This is a genomic window from Sphingomonas panacisoli, assembly GCF_007859635.1.
GTDB classification, from domain to species: domain Bacteria; phylum Pseudomonadota; class Alphaproteobacteria; order Sphingomonadales; family Sphingomonadaceae; genus Sphingomonas; species Sphingomonas panacisoli.
This window is the reverse complement of the sequence record NZ_CP042306.1, coordinates 2,040,678-2,064,773: the sequence shown is the minus strand read 5'-3', so window position 1 is coordinate 2,064,773 and position 24,096 is coordinate 2,040,678. Positions and strand designations below refer to the sequence as shown.

Here is a 24,096-nt window from a genome sequence, read left to right as displayed (position 1 = left end):
TATGAGGATGACTCCGCCGAAGGCTCGACCTTATCGCGCGGCGTTGATCTGCTCGACGAGTTCGCGATGCGATGGGAGTTCGTGGACGGCCTGATCACCGAAACCACGAATGCGTTCGAACAGCGTTCCCGAACCAGCGGAGCCGGTGCCCTTTGCGGACCCAAAGATCGGCTCTGTATGGAAATCCATGCCATAGAGGATGTATTGGTAGTTGAAGAAGGCGAACGTCTCGACATCGATCAAGAAGTCGAACCGGCTCGGCGGGCGGTGGCGCCAGCGGTCGAGCAAGGCCCGCAGCGCCTCGGGAGTCGATGCGGGGTCGGCATTGTCGCGCCAGAACGGCTCGATACGCCGGCTGAGGCAGTAATGCAGCTTCAGGAAATTGACGAGATTATCGTAGCGCGCGGTCATCAGCGCATTGAACCGGTCGGCCGGCGCATCGACCGGGCCGTTGAACGGAAACAGCTCGGCGATCATCGCCGCGGCCGCTTCGATCACGACGATGCCCGTCGATTCGAGCGGCTCGACGAACCCGCCCGCCATCCCGACCGCGACGCAATTGCCGACCCATTGTCGCGCGCGCCAGCCCGGCTCGAACGTGATCAGCCGCGCATCGGCGCCGCGGTCGCCGACGCCAGGGTACGCGGCGAGAATGGTGCGCGCGCGATCCTCGTCGAGGTGCGCGCTGGAAAAGACGCAGCCGATTCCGCGCTTGTCGCGCAGGCCGATGTCCCACAGCCACCCGCCTTCATGCGCGGCGGCAACGGTGTAGCTTGGTAAGGGCGCGTCGGCACAATCGTACGGCACGCGGCAGGCGAGCGCCCTGTCGGTGAAGAGGTAGCTTTTGGCCGATACGAACGGCTCGTCGAGCGCGCCACCGAGCAGTTCGGCGCGCAGACCGGTGCAGTCGATATAAAGGTCGGCGGTCGCGTCCCCGCTGCGCTTGAACGACAGACGGTCGATCGTGCCGTCCGCGCCGACCGCGGCGGCGACTAGTTCGTCCTCGACATGCCGCACGCCGAGTTCGCGCCCGCGCCGGGCGAGCATCGCCGCGAGCGCGGCGGCGTCGAAATGATAGGCATAATTGAGCGGTGCCGCGAACCCGCCATCGGCGGCGGTCTTTGGTCCGCGCTGCTGCTCCGACACGCGATGCTGGATCGTCACTGCTTCGGCGAAGGGCGGCCGCGTCGCCGGGTCGCTCGCAAGCCAGTGGGACACCAGGCTCTCGTCATGCGCATAGAGCGGCGCTTCGAACGGGTGGATGAAGTGCGCGTGCCGGCCGTCGTGCGGGTTGCGCAGCCAATCGTCGAAGCGAATGCCCTGCTTGAACGTCGCCGACGTTTCCCGGATGAAATCATATTCGTCGATGCCGAGGAATTGCAGCGTGGTGCGGATCGTCGGGAACGCGCCTTCGCCAACGCCGACGATGCCGATATCGGGCGATTCGACGAGCGTGATCGACAGCGACGGATGGCGCGCGAGGTCGAAGAACTTCGCGAGGTAGCAAGCCGTCAGCCAGCCGGCCGTACCGCCGCCCACGATCAGAATGCTGCGCCTGGGCACCATGATCGTGACCCTAACCGTCCTAGCTGCGCACGAACAGGTTCTTGATCCAGGCCGGCGCGGCCTGCGCGGCCTGCCGCCAATCTTCGATCTGGGTGGAGGGGACAAAGCCGGTCGGGTCGAACGTCTTGACCCTGCTCGCCTTGAACGCGCGCGGGCGGAGCGTGGCAAGCGTCAGACGGTGTTCGAGCGCTGTCGCCGCCAGAAGGCCATCGCGAGCCCCGCCGCGTTCAAGCTGCCCAGCACGACGCACCACCGCGGCATCGACCGGCAGCACACGCCCATCGAACGCGCGCGTTACGTGATCGTCGATCCATGTCCGCCATTGCGCACGATCCTGGCGTGTCGTTCGCGCCTGCTCCTCGAGTTCGTGCAACGTGATCGCCGAGATGAACAAGCTTTCGCGGGGCAACGCCGATGCCCATGCGGTCAGGCCGGGCTCCGCTACCCCGGCGCGGGCGTTGCGCAGGGCGAGGACGATGGATGTGTCGAGCAAGTGCATCAGCCGCCAGGCCCGCGCCACAGATCGCCGGTGGGGGGCGGATCGGCAAGCCCGGGCATGGCGAGCAAATCAATGATCGTGTCGCCTTCTCCCGACAGGCGGCGGAACGCTTCGATGCTCATCAGCACGTGCGTCGGACGCCCCCGATCGGTGACGAAGACTGGTTCGATTCGCGCCGTGCGCTTCGCGTGACTGACGTCCTGGTTGAACTCACGACTCGAAATCGCCCGCATTTTCCGCTCCCGCGAACGTCAATAACGTAGGTATGTACCTACAATATGGTACTGCCGCAACACAATCGACGACCAAGGCGAAAATGCGATCGATCCGTTGATTTTGCCATTGATAACGTTCCCAACAACTTTTCTGCTCCGACGAACGCGGCGCAACATGTGCGGAGCCGTAATAGGGGAGTGGCATGCAAGGCATTGTCGATAGTTTGATTTCCACTGTGACCGGGATCCTCTCACCGCACGGGCCGGCCGTCGCCGGTGCAGCGAAAAGCTATGCCCCGGGCGATTTCAGCGTCCATTTCTTCCTGCAACTCGCCGTGATCCTGCTGGCCTGTCGCGTCGTCGGCTGGGCCGGAAAGAAGTTTCTCGGCCAGCCGCAAGTCGTCGGTGAGATGATCGCCGGCGTGGTGTTGGGGCCGTCTTTGCTCGGCCTGTTCTTCCCGGATCTTCAGCTCGCGATATTCCCCAAGGAAACGCGCAACGTGCTGTATGCCGGCGCGCAGCTTGGGGTCGGCCTCTACATGTTCATGGTCGGACTGACGCTGCGCCTCGACCATTTCCAATCGAAGGCAAAGAGCGCCGGGGCGGTTTCCGCGGCCGGCATTGCGGCGCCTTTCCTGCTTGCCGCGCTTATTACGCCGTGGCTGCTCGGGATCGACGGACTGTTTACGCCAGGGATCAGTCAGGCCAATGCGATGCTGTTCATGGGCGCCTGCATCGCGCTGACGGCTTTCCCGATGCTCGCGCGGATCATCAACGAGCGCGGTCTGGCCAATTCGTCGCTCGGCACGCTGTCGCTGACGGCGGGCGCGTTCGATGATGCCACGTCGTGGTGCGTGCTCGCGATCGTACTCGCGACCTTCGGCGGCGGCTCCGGCGTCGCGATACTCGCGATCGGTGGGGCGGTGATCTACGCTGCGTTCATGCTCATCTGGGGCCGCAAGCTGCTCGCCCCGCTCGGCCGCATCGTCGAAGCGCAGGGGGAGATGAGCGTCACCATCCTGGCGATCACGATGATGCTGTTCTGCATGTCGGCATTCGTCATGGACGCGATAGGAATCCACGCCATTTTCGGCGGTTTCCTGCTCGGTGCGTGCATGCCGCGGGGCAAGTTCGTCGAGGAGCTGAAGCTGAAGGTTGAGCCGCTCGCGGTTGTCCTGCTGCTGCCGATGTTCTTCACCTATTCGGGGCTCAACACGCGGATGGACATGGTCAATTCGCCAGAGCTGCTGCTGATCGCGTTCGGCGTGCTGGCGGTGTCGATCCTCGCCAAGTTCGGTGCGTGCTGGGCGGCGGCGCGGCTGTCGGGCGAGGACAATCGCACCGCACTCGGCATCGGTGCGCTGATGAACTCGCGCGGGCTGATGGAACTGATCATCATCAACATCGGGCTGCAGAAGGGCATTATCGGCCCGACGCTGTTTTCGATGCTGGTGCTGATGGCGATCGTGACGACGATGATGGCGGGGCCGGTGTTCGAACTGGTCTACGGACGCAAGGCGCGCGCGTCGGGTGAGCTCGACCAGCTCGATGGCGCGCTGGCTGGCACCGCGGCGTAACCGCCATGTCGCAGATGACGCAGGTGGCAGCGCTAGCGCTGCTGGCAGCGGGGGTGTGCGCCGATGCCGCCGCGGCTCAGGACATCAAGCTCACGCCGCTGATCGATGCCCGGCTGCGCTACGAGCATGTCGATCAGGAGGGCGTCGCCGACCAAGCCGACGCTGTGACCATGCGAATGCGAACGGGCATCCAAGCTAAGGCCGGACCGCTCACGGCTTTGGTCGAGGCCGAAGCGACTTTGAAGATCGCGGGCGCGTTCAACAACGGCCTCAACGGCCGCCCACTGCCGGTCATCCCCGACCCGAACGATGTCGAAATCAACCGCGTGCAGTTCGGTTATGAAAAGGATGGCCTCGCGTTGATCGCGGGACGGCAAGTGCTCGAGCTGGGCGACCAGCGGTTCGTCGGCTCGGCCAATTGGCGGCAGAACCAACAGACCTTCGACGCCGTCCGTGCCAAATGGACTCACGGCAAGCTCAGCGTGGACGCCGCTTATTCGTGGGACGTTCGGACAGTGAACGGCATTGATGGCAAGGGTGCGCGCCCGCGATCCGTGTCCGGAAACAATTGGTTCGGACAGATCGGCTACGCGACGCCGATCGGCACGCTTGGCGCCTTCGCATATCTCGTCGATCAGAACCTGTCCGCACTATCGGGTTATCGCCTGTCGAACCAGACCTATGGGCTGCGCCTCACCGGCGTGCGCCAGATCGCGAAGGGGTGGAAGCTCGCTTATGTCGCGAGCATCGCGCGGCAAAGCGACTATGCCCGCAACCCGAACCGTTATGCGGCGACCTACTATCTCGGTGAAGCGACCCTGAGCGGTCCGATCGTGTCGGCGACCGCCGGATATGAAGTGCTCGGAGCCGATAGAGGCGTTGCCTTGACCAGCATCCAGACCCCGCTCGCCTCTTTCTTCAAGTTCCAGGGCTGGGCGAGCAAATTTACTACGACACCGCCCGACGGGCTCCGCGACCTGTACGGCACCATCGGGGGCAGCTGGAAGAGCAAGGGTATGATCACCGGCTACGGCGTCGCCGGGACCTATCACCGGTTCGCCAGCGATCGGTTGGTGCGATTGTACGGGGATGAGATTGACGCGATCGGGTTCTTGAAGTTCAACCGCTACACGTTGGCGGCGCGATTAGCGCGATACGTTGCAAAAGGCTTCGCCACCGACACAACCAAGGTATTTTTGACGCTCGATTGGGTAATGTAAGTCGCGGCAACCGAGATCGTTGGCGGCAGCTACGCGCCCTAGAGGAGAGAGCGATGACGAGAACTGGCATTTTCGTAGCCGCCGGACTTCTTTTGGTCGGTTTGTCGCCGATGGTGCTTCATGCCCAGGAAGTCGGTCGAATAACGGGCGTTGGAGGGGTGTTCGTCGTTAGCAAGGATCCAGCGGCCTTGACGAAATGGTACCAAGAGGTGCTTGGCATCAACATCGAGCCGTGGGGTGGTGCCCTTCTACGATACGACGCTCCGCTCCATCCGCCGGTGGTGGTTTGGTCCGCCATGCGCGAGAACAGCAGCGAGATCGCGCCTTCCAAGCGCGATTTCATGATCAATTTCGCGGTAGACGACCTTGATGCGTTCATCGCCAAGCTCGAAACCAAAGGTATCAAAGTCCTCAACCGGCAAGCGGATCCGACCGGCAAGTTCGCCTCGATCCTCGACCCAGATGGAACGAAAATCGAGCTTTGGCAGGCTCCCTCCAAGTAGCACGCGGCGGTGTCGGGTCCGCGGATATCATCTTGCGCGATTGAATGGTGGACCGTGGTTCTGAGCCGACCACGATGTGCGTCGAAGCGTTGATCACGCACTGCGAGTTTCGATCGGTCCTCGCCGATCGGATGCGGCTGTCGAGCGACCAGCTTCCAAATTCCTTCTTTACGAGTATGAAATGGTCAACGAATGCTGGTCAGCGCGTATTGGACAGTTACGATATGGGGCTGCCTTGCTCGGGCCAAGAATGGGTGGCGGGTCGGCACAATCCGTGGCGGGGCTTACCAGTGCGCCGCGTTGTTACGATCGTCAGCGCGGCGACCGCGACGCCGCCCAGCGCATCGACGAAATAATGACTGCCGATCAGGGGAATGGTCGGCAGCATCAGGACATCAAGCGCCACGAACCCCCAACCGAACCAGGACGCGCGACGGAAGCTCCAGGCGAGCAGCATAGCGCCGGCAGCATGGAACGACGGAAAAGTGATCAGCCCGCTGGCAGTCCTGCTCGCCAGCACGTGGATTGTACCGTCGCGGACATGCATGATGATCTCGGCGGGACGCCAGCCGGCATTGACGGTCAGTGCCGGAACCTGGCTCGGCGTGATACCATAATAGACATAGGGTGTGACGGCGGGCGCAATCGCGAAAATTGCGACGCACAAAACCAATGTCAGCATCCAGGCGTGAACGAACCGCCAGATAACGTCCTCACGTCGAGCGAGAGCCAGCGCCACGATCAACACGAACGGCTGCCACAACAGCGTCGAATAGATCGAGCACATTATCTGCGTGAGGCGCGGATGGTGCGCGAGCGAGAGTGCCAAATCGCGCCACGACACGGCGGGCAACAGGATACGATCCGCCGCCGCCAGCCAAGCATCGGCAAGCGGCATCGAGTCGCTGGCGCATAACAGGCTGAGACACGCGACGGTCATCCCCGACGCCAGGATCAACGCCATCGCCTCCAATGCCGTCGCCAGCCGGCCAATGCCCAATCGGCGCAGCGCAAACCCGAAGCCGATCGCAAACGCGATCACCATCGCCACCGTGTTGATGTCGCGGCCGTCATAGCTGAACCCGGTCACGGCGATGAGCACGACTATCGTGGCAACCTGCGCCGCCATCAACGCAAAGGCTGGCAGCGAGCGGACATCGATCGGCGAAAGCGTCGTGCGCGACAAATGAAATACTTCCGTAGCGCAGCGACAAAAGACACTGAATTTGGATATCGAGCCGACACCTGATCGGCCGCGACCGGGTGCCTGATGCGCCCTTGTCCTGCCAGCCTGCCCACAAAAGCCAGCGACCGCAATGACTTGGATCAAGGTTGAAACTTTGCTTGGGCGTTAGCTATTCGTCGGCTCACGTCGTCCGCTTCGCTCGCGCCGAACGTGGGCAATCGCATCGATGTGTTCGATCAGGAGTGTATTGCGCCGGTCACAACTGCGGTCTCGACACGAAGTTAGAGATCCATGGACGTCGTCCTGATGAGATGAGTGACATCGGATGCGCTCGACCGGTTGCAACCGGTCGAGCGCACCTTGTGTAAACGCGTGGCTCTAATCGAACCGTTGCCGTCAGACGCGACCCGCGATCCAGTTGCCGATGTCGTTCGAGACGCGGTCGCGATCCACGTCGTTGAGCAAGTCGTGATAAAAACCTTTGTAGAGGTTCAGCGTCTTGTCGCTGGAACCGGCGGCATCGAGAAACGCCTGGCTGCCCTCCGACTTGGTCGCGTGGTCGGCCGTCCCGTGCAGGATAAGGACGGGCAGCGTGATGCGTCCGAACTCTCGAGCCAACCGTTCGTCGGCGCGGGCGAGGGCAGCCATCGTCTGGATCGGCTGAACCTCGTCCTTCACCAGTGGATCTGCTTCGAGATGTGCCACCCAGGCGGGATCGCGCGAGAAGTCGCTCATCTTCAGCCGCACCGCGTGGACGTGCGGTACGATGTGACTGGCCCCTTTCAGCAATGCGAGCGCGACATCGGGGGCAAAGACCCGAAACGCGAAGCTTTCGCTGATCAATCCGGCGATGCGATCCGCGTGATCGAGCGCATAGGTGACCGCCGTCACGCCGCCGGCGCTGTGGCCGAGCAGGTAGACGGGGAGTTGGGGGTGCAGCGACCGAGCCAAGTCGATGGCCTGCGACAGGTCGGCGACATAATCGTCGATGCTCTCCACGTAGAAACGCTCGCCGTCGGATCGACCCCGTCCGCGAAGGTCGAGCGCGGTGATGGCGATCCCGCGCTGCGCGAAGACTTCCGCCGCCCGGGCGTAGTGGCCGCTATGAGCATTGAAGCCGTGGCAGATGACCAGGGAAGCGGCGGGCTGGCCCTCGGCGGGCCAGTGGCGGACGAAGAGGCGGCCGGCGGCACCGTCGAGCCACTGTTCCTGTGCGATGATCGGGTCGGTCATGAAAAGTCTCCTAAGGTTAAAAGATAGATTAGCGGGCGATGGGAACCGCGACGAACGCAGTGTCGCTGGGTCCCATGCCGGTAATGCGGACGACCGCGGCTTCGTCGCGCGTGAATGCGAAGTGGGGGAGCTTACCGGGCTCGGTGTATAGCCCGCCTGCGGTCAGCGCCTTGACGCGCGCGGTCGCCGGGTTGGAGCCGAAGCCGAAATACCATGTGCCCGAAATCACCGTCGCGAAGCGATTGTCGCGATGCGTGTGAGCGGCGATCGCCGTGTTGGCCGGCACGCGGATTTCTAGCACATAGGGGCCGGGCTTGGCGGGATCGCCATAGAGCAGGACGGTCTTGATCCCCGCGACACCCGACGTGCCGGTCCCCGCGCCAGCGGTCGTCATCGACTGCGTTTGGTCGAGCGACAGCGCGGTAGGGGCAAGCCCGTCCTTGGCCGGACTAGCCGGCTGGGCATCGAGAAACTCACGGATCGCCGCGACCGTCGCGACGGGCTGTTCCTCCATCAGCCAATGGCCGGCGCCGGCAATGACGCGCTCTTGAACGTCGATCGCGCCGGCTCTCGCGTCGATAGCCATCATCGGACCGAACGACTTCTCGCCGCCGATCGCGAGGACGGGCATGGTCAGTTTGCCGTGCGCGGCGAGCCAGGCACGATTATCGACAGCGTCCTGATCGAACGCGGCGAACTGAGCGAAGCCGGCATGCATGCGGCCCGGCGCGGCGTAGAGCGCGGCGTAATGTTCGCGCTCGGCTTCCGGAAAGTTGGCCGGATTGGCGGAGAATTCGTTCCAGAAGCGGTCGAGATAGATTCGCTCGCGACCGGCGACCAGGCGTTCCATGTCGGGCCCGCCGAAGCGGAAATGCCAGAGCAGCGGCGTCTTGAGGATTTCCTCCCACGGTCCGATGCCGGGAATCGGCGCGTCCATCAGGACGAGCTTGGTAACGCGGTCGGCGTTCCGGGCGGCGAGTGCATAGGCGACCATGTTGCCGATATCGTGGGCGACGACGTCGGCGCGCTTGATACCCAGCGCATCCATCACGCCGATGATGTCGGCGGCCTCGTTGGCCTTTTCGAAGCCCTTGTCGGCGCGCGCCGACAGTCCCATCCCGCGCAGGTCGGGAACGATGACGGTGTGGTTGCGGGCGAGCTCCGCGACCAGCGGACCCCACATGTCGCCAGTGTCGCCATAACCGTGAAGCAGCACGACTGCCGGACCCGAACCGGCGATGCGGACGTGAAGCACGGTGCCGTTCGTCGCGATCTCCTGCAGTCGGACGGCGCTGGCTGGAGCCGTCGTCGTGGCTTTGCCTGTGGCGGCCGGAGCGTCGAGGCCGACGAGGCTCGTGGTAAGGGCTGCCGCGATGGCGACCCGGCGCGTGAAGGATATGATTTTCATTGACCGTCTCCTGTTCGACGCTTGAGTGCGTTAGGCAAAAGCTAGACAGGAACACTCCGCCTGATTAGCCGTGACGTACGCGAAGCATTTATGAACTGGAATCAAAGATGGCCGGGCTGGATCGAGCGAGGGATTTGGCCGTGTTCGCCGCCGTTGCATCGACCGGAAGTTTTTCCGCCGCCGGGCGACAGCTCGATCTGACACCCTCCGGCGTCAGCCGCACGATCGACCGGATCGAAGCGCGACTGGGTGCACGTCTGCTGTTGCGTTCGACACGCGCGCTAACGTTGACGGCGGAGGGGCGGACCTATCTCGGGGGTGCGCGACGCATCCTTTCGGACATCGACGAGGTGGAACAAGCGATCGCCGATCAGGGCGCGCCGCGCGGCCGCGTCCGCGTGAGCGCGTCGGTGGCGCACGGACGTGTTTGCATAGTGCCGCTGCTCAAGGGGTTCATCGAGCGATATCCGGGCATCGTCATCGACGTGAACCTGTCGGACGAGAAGGTCGACATCGCCCAAGGGCAGGCGGATGTCGCGATCCGTTCAGGACCGCTTGCCGACAGTCAGTTGATGGCAAGGCGGCTGGGCGACAACGGCCGGACGATCGTGGCCTCGCCAAAATATGTTGCCGCCCATGGCGCACCGCAAAGCCCCGAAGACTTGGCAGAGCATAACTGCCTGAACTTCAATTTTCGTCGCGTCGAACCGGTCTGGCCGTTCCGCCGCGACGGCGCGAATTTCCAGATGTCGGTGAGAGGGTCGGTTGAGGCCAATAGTGGCGAGACGCTCCTCCAGCTTGCGCTAGACGGCGTCGGAATCGCGCGCCTCGGCAATTTCGGGCTTGGTCGCGCGATTGCCGAAGGCCGGCTGGTCCCGTTGTTGGAACCGTTCAATCCTGGCGATCGCGAAGTGTTTCAGGCCGTGTTCGTCGGCGGTGCCAACTTGCCAGCACGCATCCGCCTTCTCGTCGATTATCTGGCCGATCATTATGGTGAGCGTACGGCTGGCTGAAACCAGCCGGAGATCGCATTCGTGCGTTTGGTCCTGCTGCTTGCGATTGGGTACCGATCGCATAGGGTGCTGATCAGCAAGGGGGAAACGATGCTGGATAAGGGGAGGGTGGCCCTCGTCGCCGTTGTGCTGGCGACGATGGCCGGCGCACCGCGCGCTTTGGCGGAGGCGCCAGCTGCGAGCACCGTACCGACGGCCGAAGACTTCGGCGCGCTGCCGTCGTTGCTTGCCCCGGTCATTTCGCCGGATGGCAAACGGCTCGTCGCGCGAAGCCAGGTCGAGGGTAAGCCCCGCTTGATCCTGTTCGACCTGATCACCAACAAACAGGAACCGTATTCGATTGCGTTGCCCGACGGACACGATCTGTCGTCGTATCGCTGGGTCGGGAACGACAAACTGCTGATCACCCTCAGCTCCAGCGCCAGCTTGCTGGGCGTGCCGATCCGGTTCTCGCAGATGATCGTCTACGACATCGCGACGCGCAAAGTGGTTCCGGTCGTGACGGGTCATGGTTTCGGCACCGATCTGACATATGTCGATCCCGCCGGGAAATTCGTGTTGGTGACCGCGCAGAAAACGGTGTTCACCTATCCGTCCGTTTTCCGGTTCGACTTTTCGACGAACGAAGCGACCGAGATAGTCAAACCCAGGGAGCGCGTCTGGAGCTGGTTCGCCGATACGTCGGGCACGATCCGCACCGGTATCGCGTCGGACGGCAAGAAGTGGTGGATCTATTACCGTCACGACGACCGCGTCGATTTTAGCAAATCGACCGGTCGCACGATCCGGGACGACAACAATCAGATCGATACGATGGCCGTCACGCCTGACAGCGACCAGGGATATGCCGTCGCGACCGGGGCGAGCGGTCGATTTGGCCTCTATCGCTACGACTTCGTCGCCGATCGCCTGGGTGAGCTGGTCTACGAAAACCCCAAGGTCGATGTCACGGATTTCGACCTGACCAAAAGCGGGCAGCTCGAATCCGTCAGTTACACCGATGACCGCGCGCGCATCCGGTGGTTCGACCCGGAGCTGAAGGGGGTTGAGGCCAAGCTCGAGAAAGCGCTGCCCGGCATGAGCATCCAGATCATTTCGATGAGCGATGATCGGTCCAAGCTCGTCGTGTGGTCGACGTCGGCAAGCAATCCGGGCGTCTATTATCTCTACGATCGCAAGGTGGGGCGGATGATGGTCATCGCCGCGCCGTTCGACCAACTGATCGGCAAGCAATTGGCCGACATGGAATCGGTCAGTTATACGGCCCGGGACGGGCTGGATATCCCCGCCTATCTGACGCTGCCGCCGGGGCGTGCGGCGAAGGATTTGCCGCTCGTCATCATGCCGCACGGCGGTCCGTTCGCGCGCGACGAATGGAGCTTCGACGTCTGGGCGCAATTTCTCGCGAGTCGCGGCTATGTCGTGCTCCAGCCCAATTTCCGCGGATCGACCGGTTACCGTCGCCAGTTCGTCGAAAAGGGCAACGGGCAATGGGGCCGCGGCATGCAGGACGACATCGACGACGGCGTCAAATGGCTCGTCGCGCGCGGCCTGGTCGATGCCAAACGCGTCTGCATCATGGGCGCCTCGTTCGGCGGCTATGCGGCCGAATGGGCCGCCGTACGAAACCCCGACATCTACCGCTGCGCCATCAGCCTCGCCGGGGTGTCGGATATCGCCGCACAGTTGAAATACGACCGGAAGAGCTTCGTTGCCGCGCGATATTATCGCAACTGGCGCGATCGCGTGCAGGGCGGCAATAGTGTCGATCTGGACGCGATTTCGCCGGCCAAGCGCGCTGTCGACCTGAAGGTGCCCATCCTGATTGCGCATGGCGACGCGGATACGAACGTGCCGCCCATCCAGTCTAAAATGCTGGCGGACGCGCTGACCAAGCTGGGCCGTCCGCCGGAATATTACGTCTACAAAGGCGAAGGCCACGGCTTTTCCAAGCCGGAAGATCAGATCGATTTCCTCAAGAAGGTCGAAGCGTTTCTGACAAAGTACAATCCTGCCTGACGCGCTCGATCGCGGCCGCGATGATCTCCGGGATAATGGCGACAGCCGGGACGCTCGTTTCCACGACGCTCGCTGCCTCGAATCAGCCGCCGTGAAGGTTCGCTAGATCTGGCTAGGGCTTGCCTATTTCTGCGGCTCAGCATCGTTACCCGTCGCAGGGTTGGTCGCTTCGCCCATACGAATGGTGGTCATTTCCGCCGCCGTTTTGATGTCGATCAGCTCGACTTGGAACACCAGATCGGAATTGGCGGGGATCGGACCCGTAGCCGTCGCACCGTACCCCAACGATGCCGGAATGCAGAGGCGGATAATGCCGGTTCGTGCCGCCATCTGCATTCCCTGCGAAAACCCCGAGATGACCTTGTCGACGGGTAGCGCAGATTGCATGCCCTGGTCGAAGACCGCTCCGTTCGCGGCGAGGTAACCGATATAGTTGATCATCACGGTGTCGGTCGCGCCCGGCTTCGCGCCCGCTCCTTCGCGGAGGATTGTGTATCCGAGACCAGATTTGGTTCGGCTCGCGCACAGGCGCTGAGCGGCCGGGATGATCGGCGCCAACGGCAACGGTATAATCCTGGTGTTCGGTGCGGCCTGCCTCGAGGCAGGCGGCGGCATCCTGCCCTTACGAACCGTCGCTTCGGTCAGCGAAGGCTGGAGAACAAGCCCTGCCAGAAGGAAGCATTGTGTCGAGAGGCGCAAGGTGCGTAGCGGCGAGTTCATAACTGCCAATCGCAGGGCGCGCGTTATCGATCAAGCTATGGATAGGTCCCGACCTGCGCGACGCGATCGCGCGTTCAGAAAGACATGATGCATTGTTATCGATGTCATCGTGCGATATCGATGCGCAAGCCGTCACGAAGATCGGCCATATGAAACAGGAGAGAACGATGGGCGGCAGGCAGCTCAAGGCAAGCGTGGCGGTCATAGCAGCCGGGTTGGCGCTGGCGGTGACGGCGGCGCACGGTCAATCGGCCGCACCGACCACCGGCCCCATCACGGTGCCGAGCTTCGTCCTGCCCTATTCGACGTATAACGCGCCGGAGACCGTTGCGCTGTTCGACCGGATGCGGGCGTTGCCGCAATTGCCGCCGAACGCTTCGATCCCGGAAATGCGGGCTTATTACGACGTCCAGAATACCGACCGCGTGAAGCGCATGCGGGCGATGTACGACGTCAAGGTCACCGATATCACTATCGGCGGCGTACACGTGCAGCGCGTCTTGCCCAGCGCGGGGGTGGCCGCGGCCAATCGCGGGCGTGTGCTGGTCAATCTGCACGGCGGCGCGTTCATGTGGGGCGCGAACAGCGGTGCGCTGGCGGAGGCGATCCCGATCGCGGCCGTGGGCCGCATCGAAGTGCTGACGGTGGATTATCGGCTGGGACCGGAGAACCGCTTCCCGGCCGCGACCGAGGACGTGATCGCGGTCTACAAGGCGCTGCTCGGCAAGTACCCTGCGCGGGCGATCGGCATCTACGGATGCTCCGCCGGCGGCGGGCTGACCGCGCAGTCGGTCGCGTGGATGATCGACAAGAAAATTCCGGTGCCGGGCGCGATCGGGACGTTTTGCGCTTCGTTGGTCGATCTGGGCGGCGACTCGGCATATTTCGCGGCAGCCGCGACGGGACAAGTGCCTAGTCCGGCGACCATGCCCAAGCTGATCTCGATACCGTATTTTGCCGGTGCACGGGCCGACGATCCGATGGTCTTTCCAGGCCTGTCGCCCGCGATCGTGAAACGATTTCCGCCGACCTTGCTGATCAGCGGCACGCGCGATTTCGCGCTGAGTTCGGTGCTGCACAGCAATGAGTTGTTGCGCGCCGCCGGTGTCAAAACGGAGCTGCGGGTATGGGACGGCATGCCGCATGCATTCTTCGTCGATCCGGAAGCCGCCGAGTCGAAGCAAGCGTATCAGGCGATCGTCGATTTCTTCGCCGCCAATCTAGTCGCGAAATAGCCGCCTTACGTTAGAAAGTTCTCTTGGATGACATCGATATCAATTTTCTGTTGTTATCGATGTCATCGCGACGTAATGAAGGGCTCACGCCGCGTGTCAGGGGCGCAATAACAATCGCCGGTGCGCCGGCGTTCGGGAGAGGAACCATGTCGAATCGCACCGCCGCGCTGCTCGTTGCAGCTTCGCTGATGGCGATGACCGCCGCCACCAACGCGCATGCGCAAGAGGCGCCGGACCAGAGCACGACTGCGGTGTCGGCCGACACGGTTTCTCCCGACCAAGAGGGCGAAATCGTCGTCACCGCACGTCGCGTGTCGGAAAATCAGCAGAACGTTCCGATGTCGCTGACCGCAGTGAGCGGCACCGAACTGCGCGAGAAGGACGTGCAGACGGTTACCGATCTGCAGAAGCTGGTGCCGTCGCTGACGGTCAACACCGGCCTCAATCGCAACAACACCAGTTTCGCCATTCGTGGCCAGCGCGGCGGATCGCTGACCGCCGGTCTGGGCGGCGGTCCGTCGGTCGTGCCGTATTTCGCCGAAGCGCCGGTCTATGCGTCGGGTCCGGGCCTGTTTTTCGATCTGCAGAATATCCAGGTACTCAACGGACCCCAGGGGACGCTGTTCGGCCAGAACACGACCGGCGGTGCGATCCTGTTCGAACCGGCCCGCCCGACCAACGAGTTCGGCGGCTATATGATGGGGACGTACGGCAGCTATAACCGGCTCGACGTCGAAGGCGTGATCAACCTGCCGATCGTCGCCGACAAACTGTTGTTCCGCGCCGGCATTCAGCGTCAGACGCGTGAGGGTTTCAGCCATGATGTCACCAGCAAGCGCGACTACGATAATCGCGATTCGACCGTCTATCGCGCCAGCCTGATCGCGCGCCCGTTCAGCTGGCTGGAGAACTACACGGTCGGGTCGCTCTACGTATCGAACGAGCAGGGTCCCGCGGTCGTTTTGCTCGCCGCGAACTACAATCCCGCCAACCCGGCAGACCCGACCAAGCCGCCGCTCGGTGCGCTGGTCTATTCGGCGTTGCAAGCGCGCGCCGGGCTCGACGTTCGCCATGTCTCGCTCGATGCGCAGACGCGCGATCGCTTGCGCTCGAGTTCGATCAACAACCGCACGACGATCGACATCACGAGCAACCTGAAGCTGACGAATATTCTCAGCTACGCCCGGTATCAGACCGACAGCGCGCGCGACGATGACGGCACGCTCTTTCCGATCCAGAATTCGAACGGCGCCTATGTTCCGGGCTCGTGGAATTCCGACATCATCCAGTTCACCGAAGAATTGCGGCTGACGGGCAATTTCGGCCCCCTTAGCGTTCAGACCGGCGGCTATTACGACCGTACGTCGCCGGGCGGCGTCAATTCCTATACGCAGGAGTTGCAGACCGTCGCGACCACCAATCAGACCGACGCGGCCCTGCGCGGGAAATCCCGCGCGCTGTTCGGGCAGCTCGGTCTCGACGTCGGCAAGATCGTCCCGGCGCTCGACGGACTGAACCTGACCGCCGGCTATCGCTATACGTGGAACGATTTCGCGGTCAGCATCGATCTGCTCGTCTATCCGGGCGTGATCTCGTTCCCGCCGCCGTCGCCCAAGCCGGGCGATCTGTGTCAGCTGCCGTTCGGCGCGGTCTATCCCAATTGCCACCTGTCGGCCGCCGGCTCGACGTCGGGCGACTCCTTCGCGTTCGGCGCGGACTATAAGGTGACCGACAAGATCCTGCTCTTCGCCAACTACAAGAAGGGCTACAAGCCGGGCGGCATCAATCCGATCCTGATCGGTCTGGGTGGCACGGTCGACAGCATCGGCTTCCTGTTCCGGCCGGAAACGGTCAAGACGACCGAAGTCGGCATCAAGACCGAATGGCGCGCCGGCGGTGTCCGCGGACATTTCAACGCCACGGGCTACATCAACAAGTATAACGACATTCAGGCCAACGTGCCGTTGCTGATCGGCGCACTGACGACGGGCGGCACCGGCAATGCCGCGAAGGCGACGATCAAAGGCGTCGAGCTGGAAGGCGACATTCGCTTCGGGCGACTGTTCTCGATCAACGCCGGCTATGCCTATACCGATGCGAAATACGATCGCTACGTCCTGCCGACGACGCCGCCGACCGACCTGACCAATCTGCCGTTCGTTTACACGCCGAAAAACCAGTTCAACGTCAGCGGCGTCCTGACGCTGCCGGTGCCGGATTCGTATGGCGAGATCAAACTGAGCGCGAACTACGCCTGGAAGGGGCGGACCTATGTCGGCGATACCGACCCGACGCAGCCGTTCAGCTTCGTCGATCCGTACGGCCTGCTCGGCGCGCGGATCGATTGGAACAACTTCCTCAACAACGGTCATGTCGATCTGTCGGTGTTTGCCACCAACCTGACCAACAAGACCTATCGCACCAACGTGATCCAGCAATACAACGCCACGGGGTACAGTACGGCGATCTTCGGTGAGCCGCGGATGTACGGCGTGTCGCTCCGCGCGCGCTTCTAGCATGTGACGGCCGCCGGGCGCGTGTCCCATGACGCGCGGCCGGTCGTTCTGCGCGCACTTGGCGGCGGGACGGATTTGGCTAGAACCACCTCATGACGAAACGCGTATCGGCCAGTGAGCTCGCAGGGACGGGCCGCCGCATGACGATGGATGACCTGGCCGAACTGGCGGGTGTGTCCAAGATCACGGTGTCGCGCGCGTTGAAGGACAGCGCGCTGGTTCGCGCGCCGGTGCGCGAACAGATCCAGCAATTGGCTCGGACGCACGGTTATCGGCTTAACACCGCGGCGCGCAATCTGCGGCTGCGGCGTAATCATAGCGTCACGGTGGTCATCAACATGACCCCGACCGCCGACCGCACGATGTCCGACCCGATCTTCTTGGGGCTGGTCGGTGGACTGCTGCAATGCCTGACGGCGGCGAATTACCGATTGGTTCTAACGACCGCGGATCAGGTGTTGGCATCGGGCGACCATGATTCCGACGGCATCATCTTTCTGGGGCAGGGGACTGACGATACACTGCTCGGCCAGGTCAGCGAAATGGGCCTGCCGTTCGTCGTCTGGGGTGCGCGGCGGGCGACCGACGGCGACTGGATCACGATCGGCAGCGACAATCGTCGGGGCGGCGCGTTGATCGGACAGCATCTTGCGGCGCTGGGTCGTCGCGACGTGCTGTTTCTGGGCGACCAGGAACATCAGGAAGTCGCCGACCGGTTGACCGGCCTCGAGCAGGGCGGTGGCGCAACGATGCGCGTGACCGCGCGCGCCTGCGAGTTCGGGATGCTCGCCGGGCGCGCCGCCGTGGATGCGGCGATCGAGGGCGGCTGGCGCGGCGATGCGATCGTCGGCGCAAGCGACATGATCGCGCTCGGCGCGATGGATGCGTTGATCGCGCGGAATATCGCGATCCCCGATGACATGGTGGTGATCGGCTATGACGGCATTCCGGCAGCGGCGAACGCCGCCATCCCGCTGACGACGGTCCGGCAGGATTGGCAGCGCGCCGGCGAGTTGTTGGGGGAGACGATGCTCGCGTGGGTCGAGGGTACCCAACCTAACCCCGAAACGCTGCCCGTCGAACTGATCGTTCGAGCTTCCACGCAAGCCGACTGACGCTTTATCAGTTCGTTGGTATCGATATCATTATCGCTCTTGTTATCGATGTCATTCGCGAGTAGCTCTGTCCCGTCATTGGCGAGCCGCACTGGCTGGCCGATGCAGGAGGGGCCGGTACCTTGCGCGTGACGCCGTCGATGTTCCGTTTCAGCGTCATCGTGACTTGCCTCGGAGCGGCGGCGCGATGAATCGTCACGTCCCTGTTGCTAATTCCGTGCCGCCCGGACCCGACGAACTCTTCGGCGATCTGTTCGTCGCGGTACAGCAGCGGCGGTTGTTCGGCGACGGCAAGACCTTTCCCGACATGGAGCCGCGCCGCGCGCCGGCCGACATCATGGCGGCATGGGACGCGCAACGGCCGCAAGGCGACGATGAACTTCGCGCGTTCGTCGAACGGAATTTCGATCCGCCACCACCACCTCGGCTCGATCCACCCGATGATCAGGCAAGCATCGGCGACCATATCGCCGCGTTGTGGGACGATCTCGTCGTCACCGCGCAACCGGGTGGGCCATGGTCGTCCGCGCTTCCGCTGCCGTCGCCGTACGTCATCCCCGGCGGGCGGTTTCGCGAGATATATTACTGGGACAGCTACTTTACGATGCTGGGGCTGGCGATCGACGGGCGGGATGCGCTGGTCGAGTCGATGCTCGACAATTTCGTGTCCCTGATCGAGCGGTACGGACATATCCCCAACGGCACGCGGTCGTATTTCCTGTCGCGATCGCAGCCGCCGTTCCTCGCGCTGATGACGCAACTGTCACGCGATCCGGCGCCCGACGTGCATCGCCGCCGTCTCGCGGCACTACGCCGCGAACATGACTATTGGATGCAAGGCGAGAACCATCTCGCCGCACCGGGTGCGAGCGCGCATGTGGTCCGGCTGTCCGATGACGCCGTGCTCAATCGATATTGGGACGCGTCCGACACGCCGCGGCCCGAGGCGTATGCCGAGGACGTCGCGGTCGCCGCCGGTGCCGATCGTCCGACCGCCGATGTGTATCGTGACCTGCGCGCCGCTGCCGAAAGCGGCTGGGACTTCAGTTCGCGCTGGCTGCGCGATGCTGCAAGTCTGGCGACGATCGATACCTGCGCGATCGTGCCGGTCGATCTCAATTGCCTGCTGTATCTCAGTGAACGCCACATCGCCGAAGAAAGTGCGGCGTTGGGCGACGCGACGACGGCCGCCGACTATCGTCGACGCGCCGATCAGCGGGCGGCGGCAATCCTGCATTATTGCTGGATCGCGGAAGAGCGCCGGTTCGGCGATTGGCATTGGATCGAACGGCGGCCGACCGCCGGCGCGACCGCTGCCGGACTATATCCGCTGTTCGCCGGTATTGCGACGCCCGAACAAGCAGCGGACGTCGCGCGCACGGCCGAGCGCGATCTGCTCGCACCGGGCGGTCTGCGGACGACCACGGTCGAAACGGCGCAGCAATGGGATGCTCCGAACGGCTGGGCGCCGCTGCAATGGATCGCGGTCGCCGGGCTTCGGCGTTACGGACACGATGCGCTGGCGGACATGATCGCCGATCGATGGCTATCGACGGTCGAAGCGTTTTACGACCAGACCGGCGCGCTGTTCGAGAAATACGATATCGAACACGGCCGCCCGGCCAGCGGCGGCGAATACCCCAACCAGCAAGGGTTTGGCTGGACCAACGGCGTGGTGAAGGCGTTGCTGGCCGAGCGCGACAAACAGAGGAGATGACGATGGCCAAGGCTTGGATTCGGCGCGCGGCGCCGTTGTTGCCGATGATCGCGATGTCGAGCTACGCCGTGGCGCAATCGACCGCGCCGGCAGCGCCCATCCCCATGCCGACGCCGGCGCCGACGATGCAGCCTTTGCCGGCAACGCTGTCCGAACAGGCGCGCACCGCGATCACGACCGGCAGCACGGACAATCCGAACAAGATGCCGTCGCTCGCCGATCAACGTAAGTTCATCGACCAGTATCAACAAACCTTCGGCGCGCTCCAGCGCAAGAAATATGCTGTCGATATCAGCGAATCGACGATGGGTGGGGTCAAGGTCCGCCTCATCCGCAAGGCGGGCACGCCCGCCACGTCGAAGCGCGTTTTCTTGAACCTCCACGGCGGCGGGTTCGTCACCGATTCCGGTTCGCTGACGGAGAATATCCCGATCGCGGCGCTGACCGGCGTGCCCGTCGTGGCTGTCCTCTATCGCCAAGCGCCGGAAAGCCCGTTTCCCGCCCAGGCCGACGATGCGCTGGCGGTCTATCGCGAGTTGCTCAAGACGCATGCGGCGAAGGATATCGGCATTTACGGGACGTCGGCCGGGGCGATCTTGGGGCCGGAACTGCTGATGCGAATCCGCGCCGCGAAGCTACCGATGCCGAGCGTCCTCGGGGTATTTTCGGGTGACCTCGATCTGTCGCGGCGCGGCGATTCGATATTGGCGAACAAAAGCTACGAGATGCTGGCCGGGCTACTCAATGCGTTTTACTTGCCCAAAGGCCAGTCGGCGGCGGACCCCATGGTCTCGCCGATCCTGGGCGACCTGAAGGGCTTTCCGCCTACCATGTGCATGACCAGCTCGCGCGATGTCTTCGTGAGCTCTACGTCGAACTTCTGCCTCGCGCTCGAGGAAGCGGGGGTCGAGAACAAGCTCGTGTCGTTCGACGGCCTGCCGCATGCGTTCTGGGCATATATCGACGCGCCCGAATCCGATCGCGCCTTCAAGATACAGGCGCGATTCCTGCTCGGCCACCTCGGTAGATAAGGCGAATGGACCGCCGCCACCTCCCCATCGTCGGCGCGATCACGCTGACCTTCTTCCTGTTCGCGATCCTGATGAACAGCGTCGGGGCGGTGATCCTGCAGTCGGTGCTGACGTTTCAGGTGCCCAAGACCCAGGCGGCGTTGCTGGAGGGGTGCAAGGATCTGTCGGCGGCAGCGGCGTCGTTCGTCGTCGTGCTATTGCTCGCGCGGTTGGGCTATCGGCGTGGGACGGCGCTCGGATTGCTGGCGGTCGCGGCGGCGTGCTTCGCCGTACCGCTGGCGCCGGCTTTCTGGCTGCTCGAACTGCAATTCGTCGTGGTCGGCGCGGCGTTCGCGATCGCCAAGACGTCGGTCTACGTCATCGTCGGGCTGATCACCGAGAGCCGCAAGCAGCATGCCAGCATGACCTCTGCCCTGGAGGGCATGTTCATGATCGGGGTGCTGTCGAGCTATTGGCTGTTCAGCGCGTTCATCGATTCCGCCGATCCGGCGCGGCCGACTTGGCTCGGCGTCTATTGGGTGCTGGGCATTGCCTCGCTCTTGGTCGCCGCGGCGATCGCGTTCGCGCCGCTCGACGAGCGTCTGGCGGAAAACGATACGCAGAGCCTCGGCGAGCAATGGCTTGCGATGCCGCGATTGTTGGCGCGGCCGTTCGTCGTCGCGTTCATCGTCTGCGCGTTTATCGACGTGCTGGTCGAACAGAGCATCGGCAGTTGGTTGCCGACCTTCAACCGTGAAGTCATGAACTTGCCGGCGGCGCTGGCGGTGCAGCTTGCCAGCCTGTGGGCGACTGGTCTCGCGGTCGGTCGGCTTGGAGCAGGGCTGGTGCTGCGACGCGTACCGTGGGTGTGGACCACGGGCGTGGGCATGACGCTGTCGGTCGTCATTCTGGCGGTCGTCGTGCCCCTGACGCAACCGAGCGCAGCGGGGCTGCGCGCCGGCTGGTTCGACCTGCCGCCGGCGGCGTTCGCCGTGCCGGTGGTCGGCCTGTTGCTCGCGCCGATCTACCCTGCGCTGTGTTCGTCGGTGCTGAGCGGCCTGCCGCAAAACCGGCATGCGGCGATGACCGGGCTGATCCTGATTTCGTCGGCGCTGGGCGGGACGATCGGGTCGTTCATTACCGGGCATATCTTCGCGGCGTTGAGCGGGAAGGCGGCATTCCTCGCGATCCTGCCGCCGCTTGCTTTGCTGCTGGTCGCGACGATCGTGTTCGAGCGCATGCTGCGCCGCACGCCGCTCGCGTCGATCGAACCGCTGTCGCCGGACCTCGTCGCCTAGGTGTGCGCAGCCGCGCGGCAGGCGTCGATCACCACCATGTTGGCGATCGCATCGGCGCCACCGGTCCTGGGCGCCTCTTCGTTGCGAAACACGCGGATCACATGGTCGAGTTGCGCGTCGTAGGTCGAGCGAGCGTCGCCTGGCTCGACGATCGTCCCCGCCGCCGTTTCGAGTACCAGCCGGCCGCCCCGGTGTGGCGCAATGAACAGGTCGAGCGTCAGGCGACCCGAGTTTCCTTCAAGCCGGAGCACGCGATCGGTGCCGCCCAGCATCGAGCAATGGACGGTCGCAGGTATGCCGGCGAAGTCCAGCTGCGCCGTCAAGGTGGCATCGACGCCGTGGCGGAATACACCTCCAGCGCTACGTATGGTCGGCTCGACACGGAGCAGGGACCGCAGCGCGTGGACGCAATAACAGCCCAGATCCATCATCCCGCCGCCGCCCTGTGCCGCGTCCCAGCGTAGCTGACCCGGCTCGTCCGGGATCGCGGCGTCGAACGAGGCCGTGGCGTTCACGACGGTACCGATCGCGCCATCGGCGACGAGCGACAGCGCGCGCTGGAATTGCGGGTGGAAGAAATAATGAAAGGCCTCGATCACCGGCAGCCCGGCGGCGTCCGCCATCGCGACGATCGCCCGCGCGTCGGCCGCGTGCATCGCATAGGGCTTTTCGAGCAGCACGGGCTTGCCCGCGTCGAGAGCGAGCTTCACCGCCGCCCGATGCGCGACAGGCGGCAACGCGCAATAGACGAGGTCGACGTCGTCGCGCGCGACCAGTGCCGCATAGTCGGCGGCGACGGCTGGAATGCCGTGCTCGGCTGCGTAGGCGCTCGCACGGTCGGGATCGCGCGCCGCGACCGTCGATACCGTCACGTCGTCGCGCCCCGACGCGGGACGGATCACGGCGTCAGGTGCAATCGCCGATGCGCCGAGCAGACCGATTCTCATGCGCCGTCCCTTCCCGGTCCGGAGCCGGCACGCAACCCGATCACGGACGGCCGAACATCAGCTTTCGATAATTGTCGGTGGCGAACGGCAGCGCCTGGACCTGAGTGTTGTCGGTCATGTTGAGCTCGACCTGCTGATAGCCCTTCAGCACGTCCATATAAGCGCGGTCGAGCACCATCGTGCCGTGCCCGGGCAGCAGCACGTCCCACCGTGTCGTGTTGGGATAGAGCCCGTAGAAAGCGAGCTTCTTGAGCGACGTGAAATAAGCCTGCGCGTCGGCGAAGCTCGGCAAATTGGCACCCAGCCGATAATCGAACAGGATCGTGTCGCCGCCGAACAGGATATTCTTTCCGTCGATCGTCAGCCAATAACAGGTCGAACCCGGCGTGTGCCCGGGCGTGGCGATCGCGACGAAGGTCTTGTTGCCGAGTTTGAGTTCCTCACCGTCGTCCACCGGCCAATCGACCTTCAGCGTCGGATAAACGCCCTTCGTCAGCGCGGGGAATGCGTATTTTCCGGTGACGTATGTGCCTTTCTCGACGGCAGCGACGTCGGGGCGTCCGACCAGGATCTTGGCACCGAGTTTCTGGAATGCGGCGTCGGCCATCGAATGGTCGAAATGCGCGTGGGTGTTGATCACCCATTTGATCTGGCTGGGCGAGAAGCCGAGCTTCTCCACGTTTTTGAGGATCGCCGGCACGGTCATGGTCAGTCCGGGATCGACCAGTACCAGACCATCGGCGCCGGCATCGATCAGATAGACCAGATTGGGCTCGGCATTGACCAGATACACGTCGGTCATGATGCGTGCGGGGAGGGGAAGGGTGGCCGGGATCGGTGGCGTGTCGAGCTTGTAGCGTTGCAGGGTCGCGCCGATCTTGAAATCGTCCGGCCACGGCTCGGTGACCGGCAGCCGCTTGTCGAGTTCGCGCCGTTGCCAAGTATAGCGATCGTAGATGACCGTCTGGCCTTCCTCGGTCGTTTGGGTCGCGAGCGTGGGGATGTCGGTCGCGGGGGCGGCGATGCCGCTGGTCCCGGCCGTCAGCGTGGTGACGGCTAGCGCAGCCAGGAAAAGCGTTCGCGATCTGCGCATCGTGTC

At 63.6% G+C, this 24,096-nt stretch carries 20 protein-coding genes; 11 read left to right on the top strand and 9 right to left on the bottom strand.

All coding sequences use genetic code 11. From position 1 onward, the window contains the following. Window positions 1–30 precede the first annotated feature (30 nt). Genes FPZ24_RS10555 through FPZ24_RS10545 form a run of 3 tightly spaced genes read right to left on the bottom strand, consistent with a single transcriptional unit; the run spans window position 31 to window position 2,298 of the window. Window positions 31–1,566 (bottom strand): tryptophan halogenase family protein, encoded by a 1,536-nt coding sequence (locus FPZ24_RS10555; RefSeq protein WP_146571790.1) that lies wholly within the window; start codon window positions 1,564–1,566, stop codon window positions 31–33. Window positions 1,567–1,585: 19 nt separating this feature from the next. After that, window positions 1,586–2,086: a PIN domain-containing protein gene (locus FPZ24_RS10550; RefSeq protein WP_240047421.1), complete on the bottom strand. Its 501-nt coding sequence runs from the start codon at window positions 2,084–2,086 to the stop codon at window positions 1,586–1,588. Then, window positions 2,065–2,298: a type II toxin-antitoxin system Phd/YefM family antitoxin gene (locus tag FPZ24_RS10545; protein WP_146571788.1), complete on the bottom strand. Its 234-nt coding sequence runs from the start codon at window positions 2,296–2,298 to the stop codon at window positions 2,065–2,067. Before FPZ24_RS10545 ends, FPZ24_RS10550 begins: the two co-directional genes overlap by 22 nt. Window positions 2,299–2,483: 185 nt before the next feature. Between FPZ24_RS10545 and FPZ24_RS10540 the strand changes: the two genes are divergently transcribed. Genes FPZ24_RS10540 through FPZ24_RS10530 form a run of 3 tightly spaced genes read left to right on the top strand, consistent with a single transcriptional unit; the run spans window position 2,484 to window position 5,580 of the window. Further along, entirely contained in the window at window positions 2,484–3,857 is a 1,374-nt protein-coding gene (locus FPZ24_RS10540; protein WP_146571786.1) for a cation:proton antiporter, read from the top strand. A gap of 5 nt (window positions 3,858–3,862) precedes the next feature. Next, window positions 3,863–5,077, top strand: a complete 1,215-nt coding sequence (locus tag FPZ24_RS10535) for an alginate export family protein (RefSeq protein WP_338061650.1) — start codon at window positions 3,863–3,865, stop codon at window positions 5,075–5,077. Between the two features lie 53 nt (window positions 5,078–5,130). Then, window positions 5,131–5,580, top strand: a complete 450-nt coding sequence (locus tag FPZ24_RS10530; RefSeq protein WP_240047420.1) for a VOC family protein — start codon at window positions 5,131–5,133, stop codon at window positions 5,578–5,580. A gap of 217 nt (window positions 5,581–5,797) precedes the next feature. On the opposite strand, the gene FPZ24_RS10525 is transcribed toward FPZ24_RS10530, so the two are convergent. From FPZ24_RS10525 to FPZ24_RS10515, 3 genes are all read right to left on the bottom strand, one after another. Beyond that, window positions 5,798–6,766 (bottom strand): phosphatase PAP2 family protein, encoded by a 969-nt coding sequence (locus FPZ24_RS10525; RefSeq protein ID WP_146571784.1) that lies wholly within the window; start codon window positions 6,764–6,766, stop codon window positions 5,798–5,800. Between the two features lie 396 nt (window positions 6,767–7,162). Beyond that, window positions 7,163–7,999, bottom strand: coding sequence for an alpha/beta hydrolase (locus FPZ24_RS10520; RefSeq protein WP_146571782.1), 837 nt, complete (start codon window positions 7,997–7,999; stop codon window positions 7,163–7,165). 28 nt (window positions 8,000–8,027) lie between these two features. Continuing rightward, window positions 8,028–9,407: an alpha/beta fold hydrolase gene (locus FPZ24_RS10515; RefSeq protein ID WP_146571779.1), complete on the bottom strand. Its 1,380-nt coding sequence runs from the start codon at window positions 9,405–9,407 to the stop codon at window positions 8,028–8,030. A gap of 107 nt (window positions 9,408–9,514) precedes the next feature. Between FPZ24_RS10515 and FPZ24_RS10510 the strand changes: the two genes are divergently transcribed. Together FPZ24_RS10510 and FPZ24_RS10505 are read left to right on the top strand one after the other, a co-directional pair. Next, window positions 9,515–10,420, top strand: a complete 906-nt coding sequence (locus tag FPZ24_RS10510) for a LysR family transcriptional regulator (protein WP_186728751.1) — start codon at window positions 9,515–9,517, stop codon at window positions 10,418–10,420. 108 nt (window positions 10,421–10,528) lie between these two features. Beyond that, window positions 10,529–12,439, top strand: coding sequence for an alpha/beta hydrolase family protein (locus tag FPZ24_RS10505; protein ID WP_186728749.1), 1,911 nt, complete (start codon window positions 10,529–10,531; stop codon window positions 12,437–12,439). Window positions 12,440–12,562: 123 nt separating this feature from the next. Here FPZ24_RS10505 and FPZ24_RS10500 read toward each other — a convergent pair whose 3' ends face one another. Continuing rightward, complete coding sequence (locus FPZ24_RS10500) at window positions 12,563–12,997, bottom strand: FKBP-type peptidyl-prolyl cis-trans isomerase (protein WP_186728747.1); 435 nt, start codon at window positions 12,995–12,997, stop codon at window positions 12,563–12,565. A gap of 329 nt (window positions 12,998–13,326) precedes the next feature. Between FPZ24_RS10500 and FPZ24_RS10495 the strand changes: the two genes are divergently transcribed. From FPZ24_RS10495 to FPZ24_RS10470, 6 genes are all read left to right on the top strand, one after another. Then, complete coding sequence (locus tag FPZ24_RS10495; protein ID WP_186728745.1) at window positions 13,327–14,394, top strand: alpha/beta hydrolase fold domain-containing protein; 1,068 nt, start codon at window positions 13,327–13,329, stop codon at window positions 14,392–14,394. A gap of 146 nt (window positions 14,395–14,540) precedes the next feature. Beyond that, the gene (locus tag FPZ24_RS10490) at window positions 14,541–16,910 is read left to right on the top strand and encodes a TonB-dependent receptor (protein ID WP_186728743.1); all 2,370 of its coding nucleotides are present in this window, start codon (window positions 14,541–14,543) and stop codon (window positions 16,908–16,910) included. Between the two features lie 92 nt (window positions 16,911–17,002). Next, window positions 17,003–18,025: a substrate-binding domain-containing protein gene (locus tag FPZ24_RS10485; protein WP_146571766.1), complete on the top strand. Its 1,023-nt coding sequence runs from the start codon at window positions 17,003–17,005 to the stop codon at window positions 18,023–18,025. A 217-nt stretch (window positions 18,026–18,242) separates the two neighbouring features. After that, the gene (gene treF, locus FPZ24_RS10480; protein WP_240047419.1) at window positions 18,243–19,742 is read left to right on the top strand and encodes an alpha,alpha-trehalase TreF; all 1,500 of its coding nucleotides are present in this window, start codon (window positions 18,243–18,245) and stop codon (window positions 19,740–19,742) included. Between the two features lie 2 nt (window positions 19,743–19,744). Continuing rightward, complete coding sequence (locus tag FPZ24_RS10475; protein WP_186728741.1) at window positions 19,745–20,773, top strand: alpha/beta hydrolase; 1,029 nt, start codon at window positions 19,745–19,747, stop codon at window positions 20,771–20,773. A gap of 5 nt (window positions 20,774–20,778) precedes the next feature. Continuing rightward, complete coding sequence (locus FPZ24_RS10470; RefSeq protein ID WP_146571760.1) at window positions 20,779–22,050, top strand: MFS transporter; 1,272 nt, start codon at window positions 20,779–20,781, stop codon at window positions 22,048–22,050. Here the strand turns inward: FPZ24_RS10470 and FPZ24_RS10465 are convergent. After that, window positions 22,047–22,997, bottom strand: a complete 951-nt coding sequence (locus tag FPZ24_RS10465; protein ID WP_146571758.1) for a Gfo/Idh/MocA family protein — start codon at window positions 22,995–22,997, stop codon at window positions 22,047–22,049. The two genes, FPZ24_RS10470 and FPZ24_RS10465, sit on opposite strands and share 4 nt — an antisense overlap. 40 nt (window positions 22,998–23,037) lie before the next feature. Then, window positions 23,038–24,090 (bottom strand): MBL fold metallo-hydrolase, encoded by a 1,053-nt coding sequence (locus FPZ24_RS10460; RefSeq protein WP_146571756.1) that lies wholly within the window; start codon window positions 24,088–24,090, stop codon window positions 23,038–23,040. Window positions 24,091–24,096: the final 6 nt, after the last annotated feature.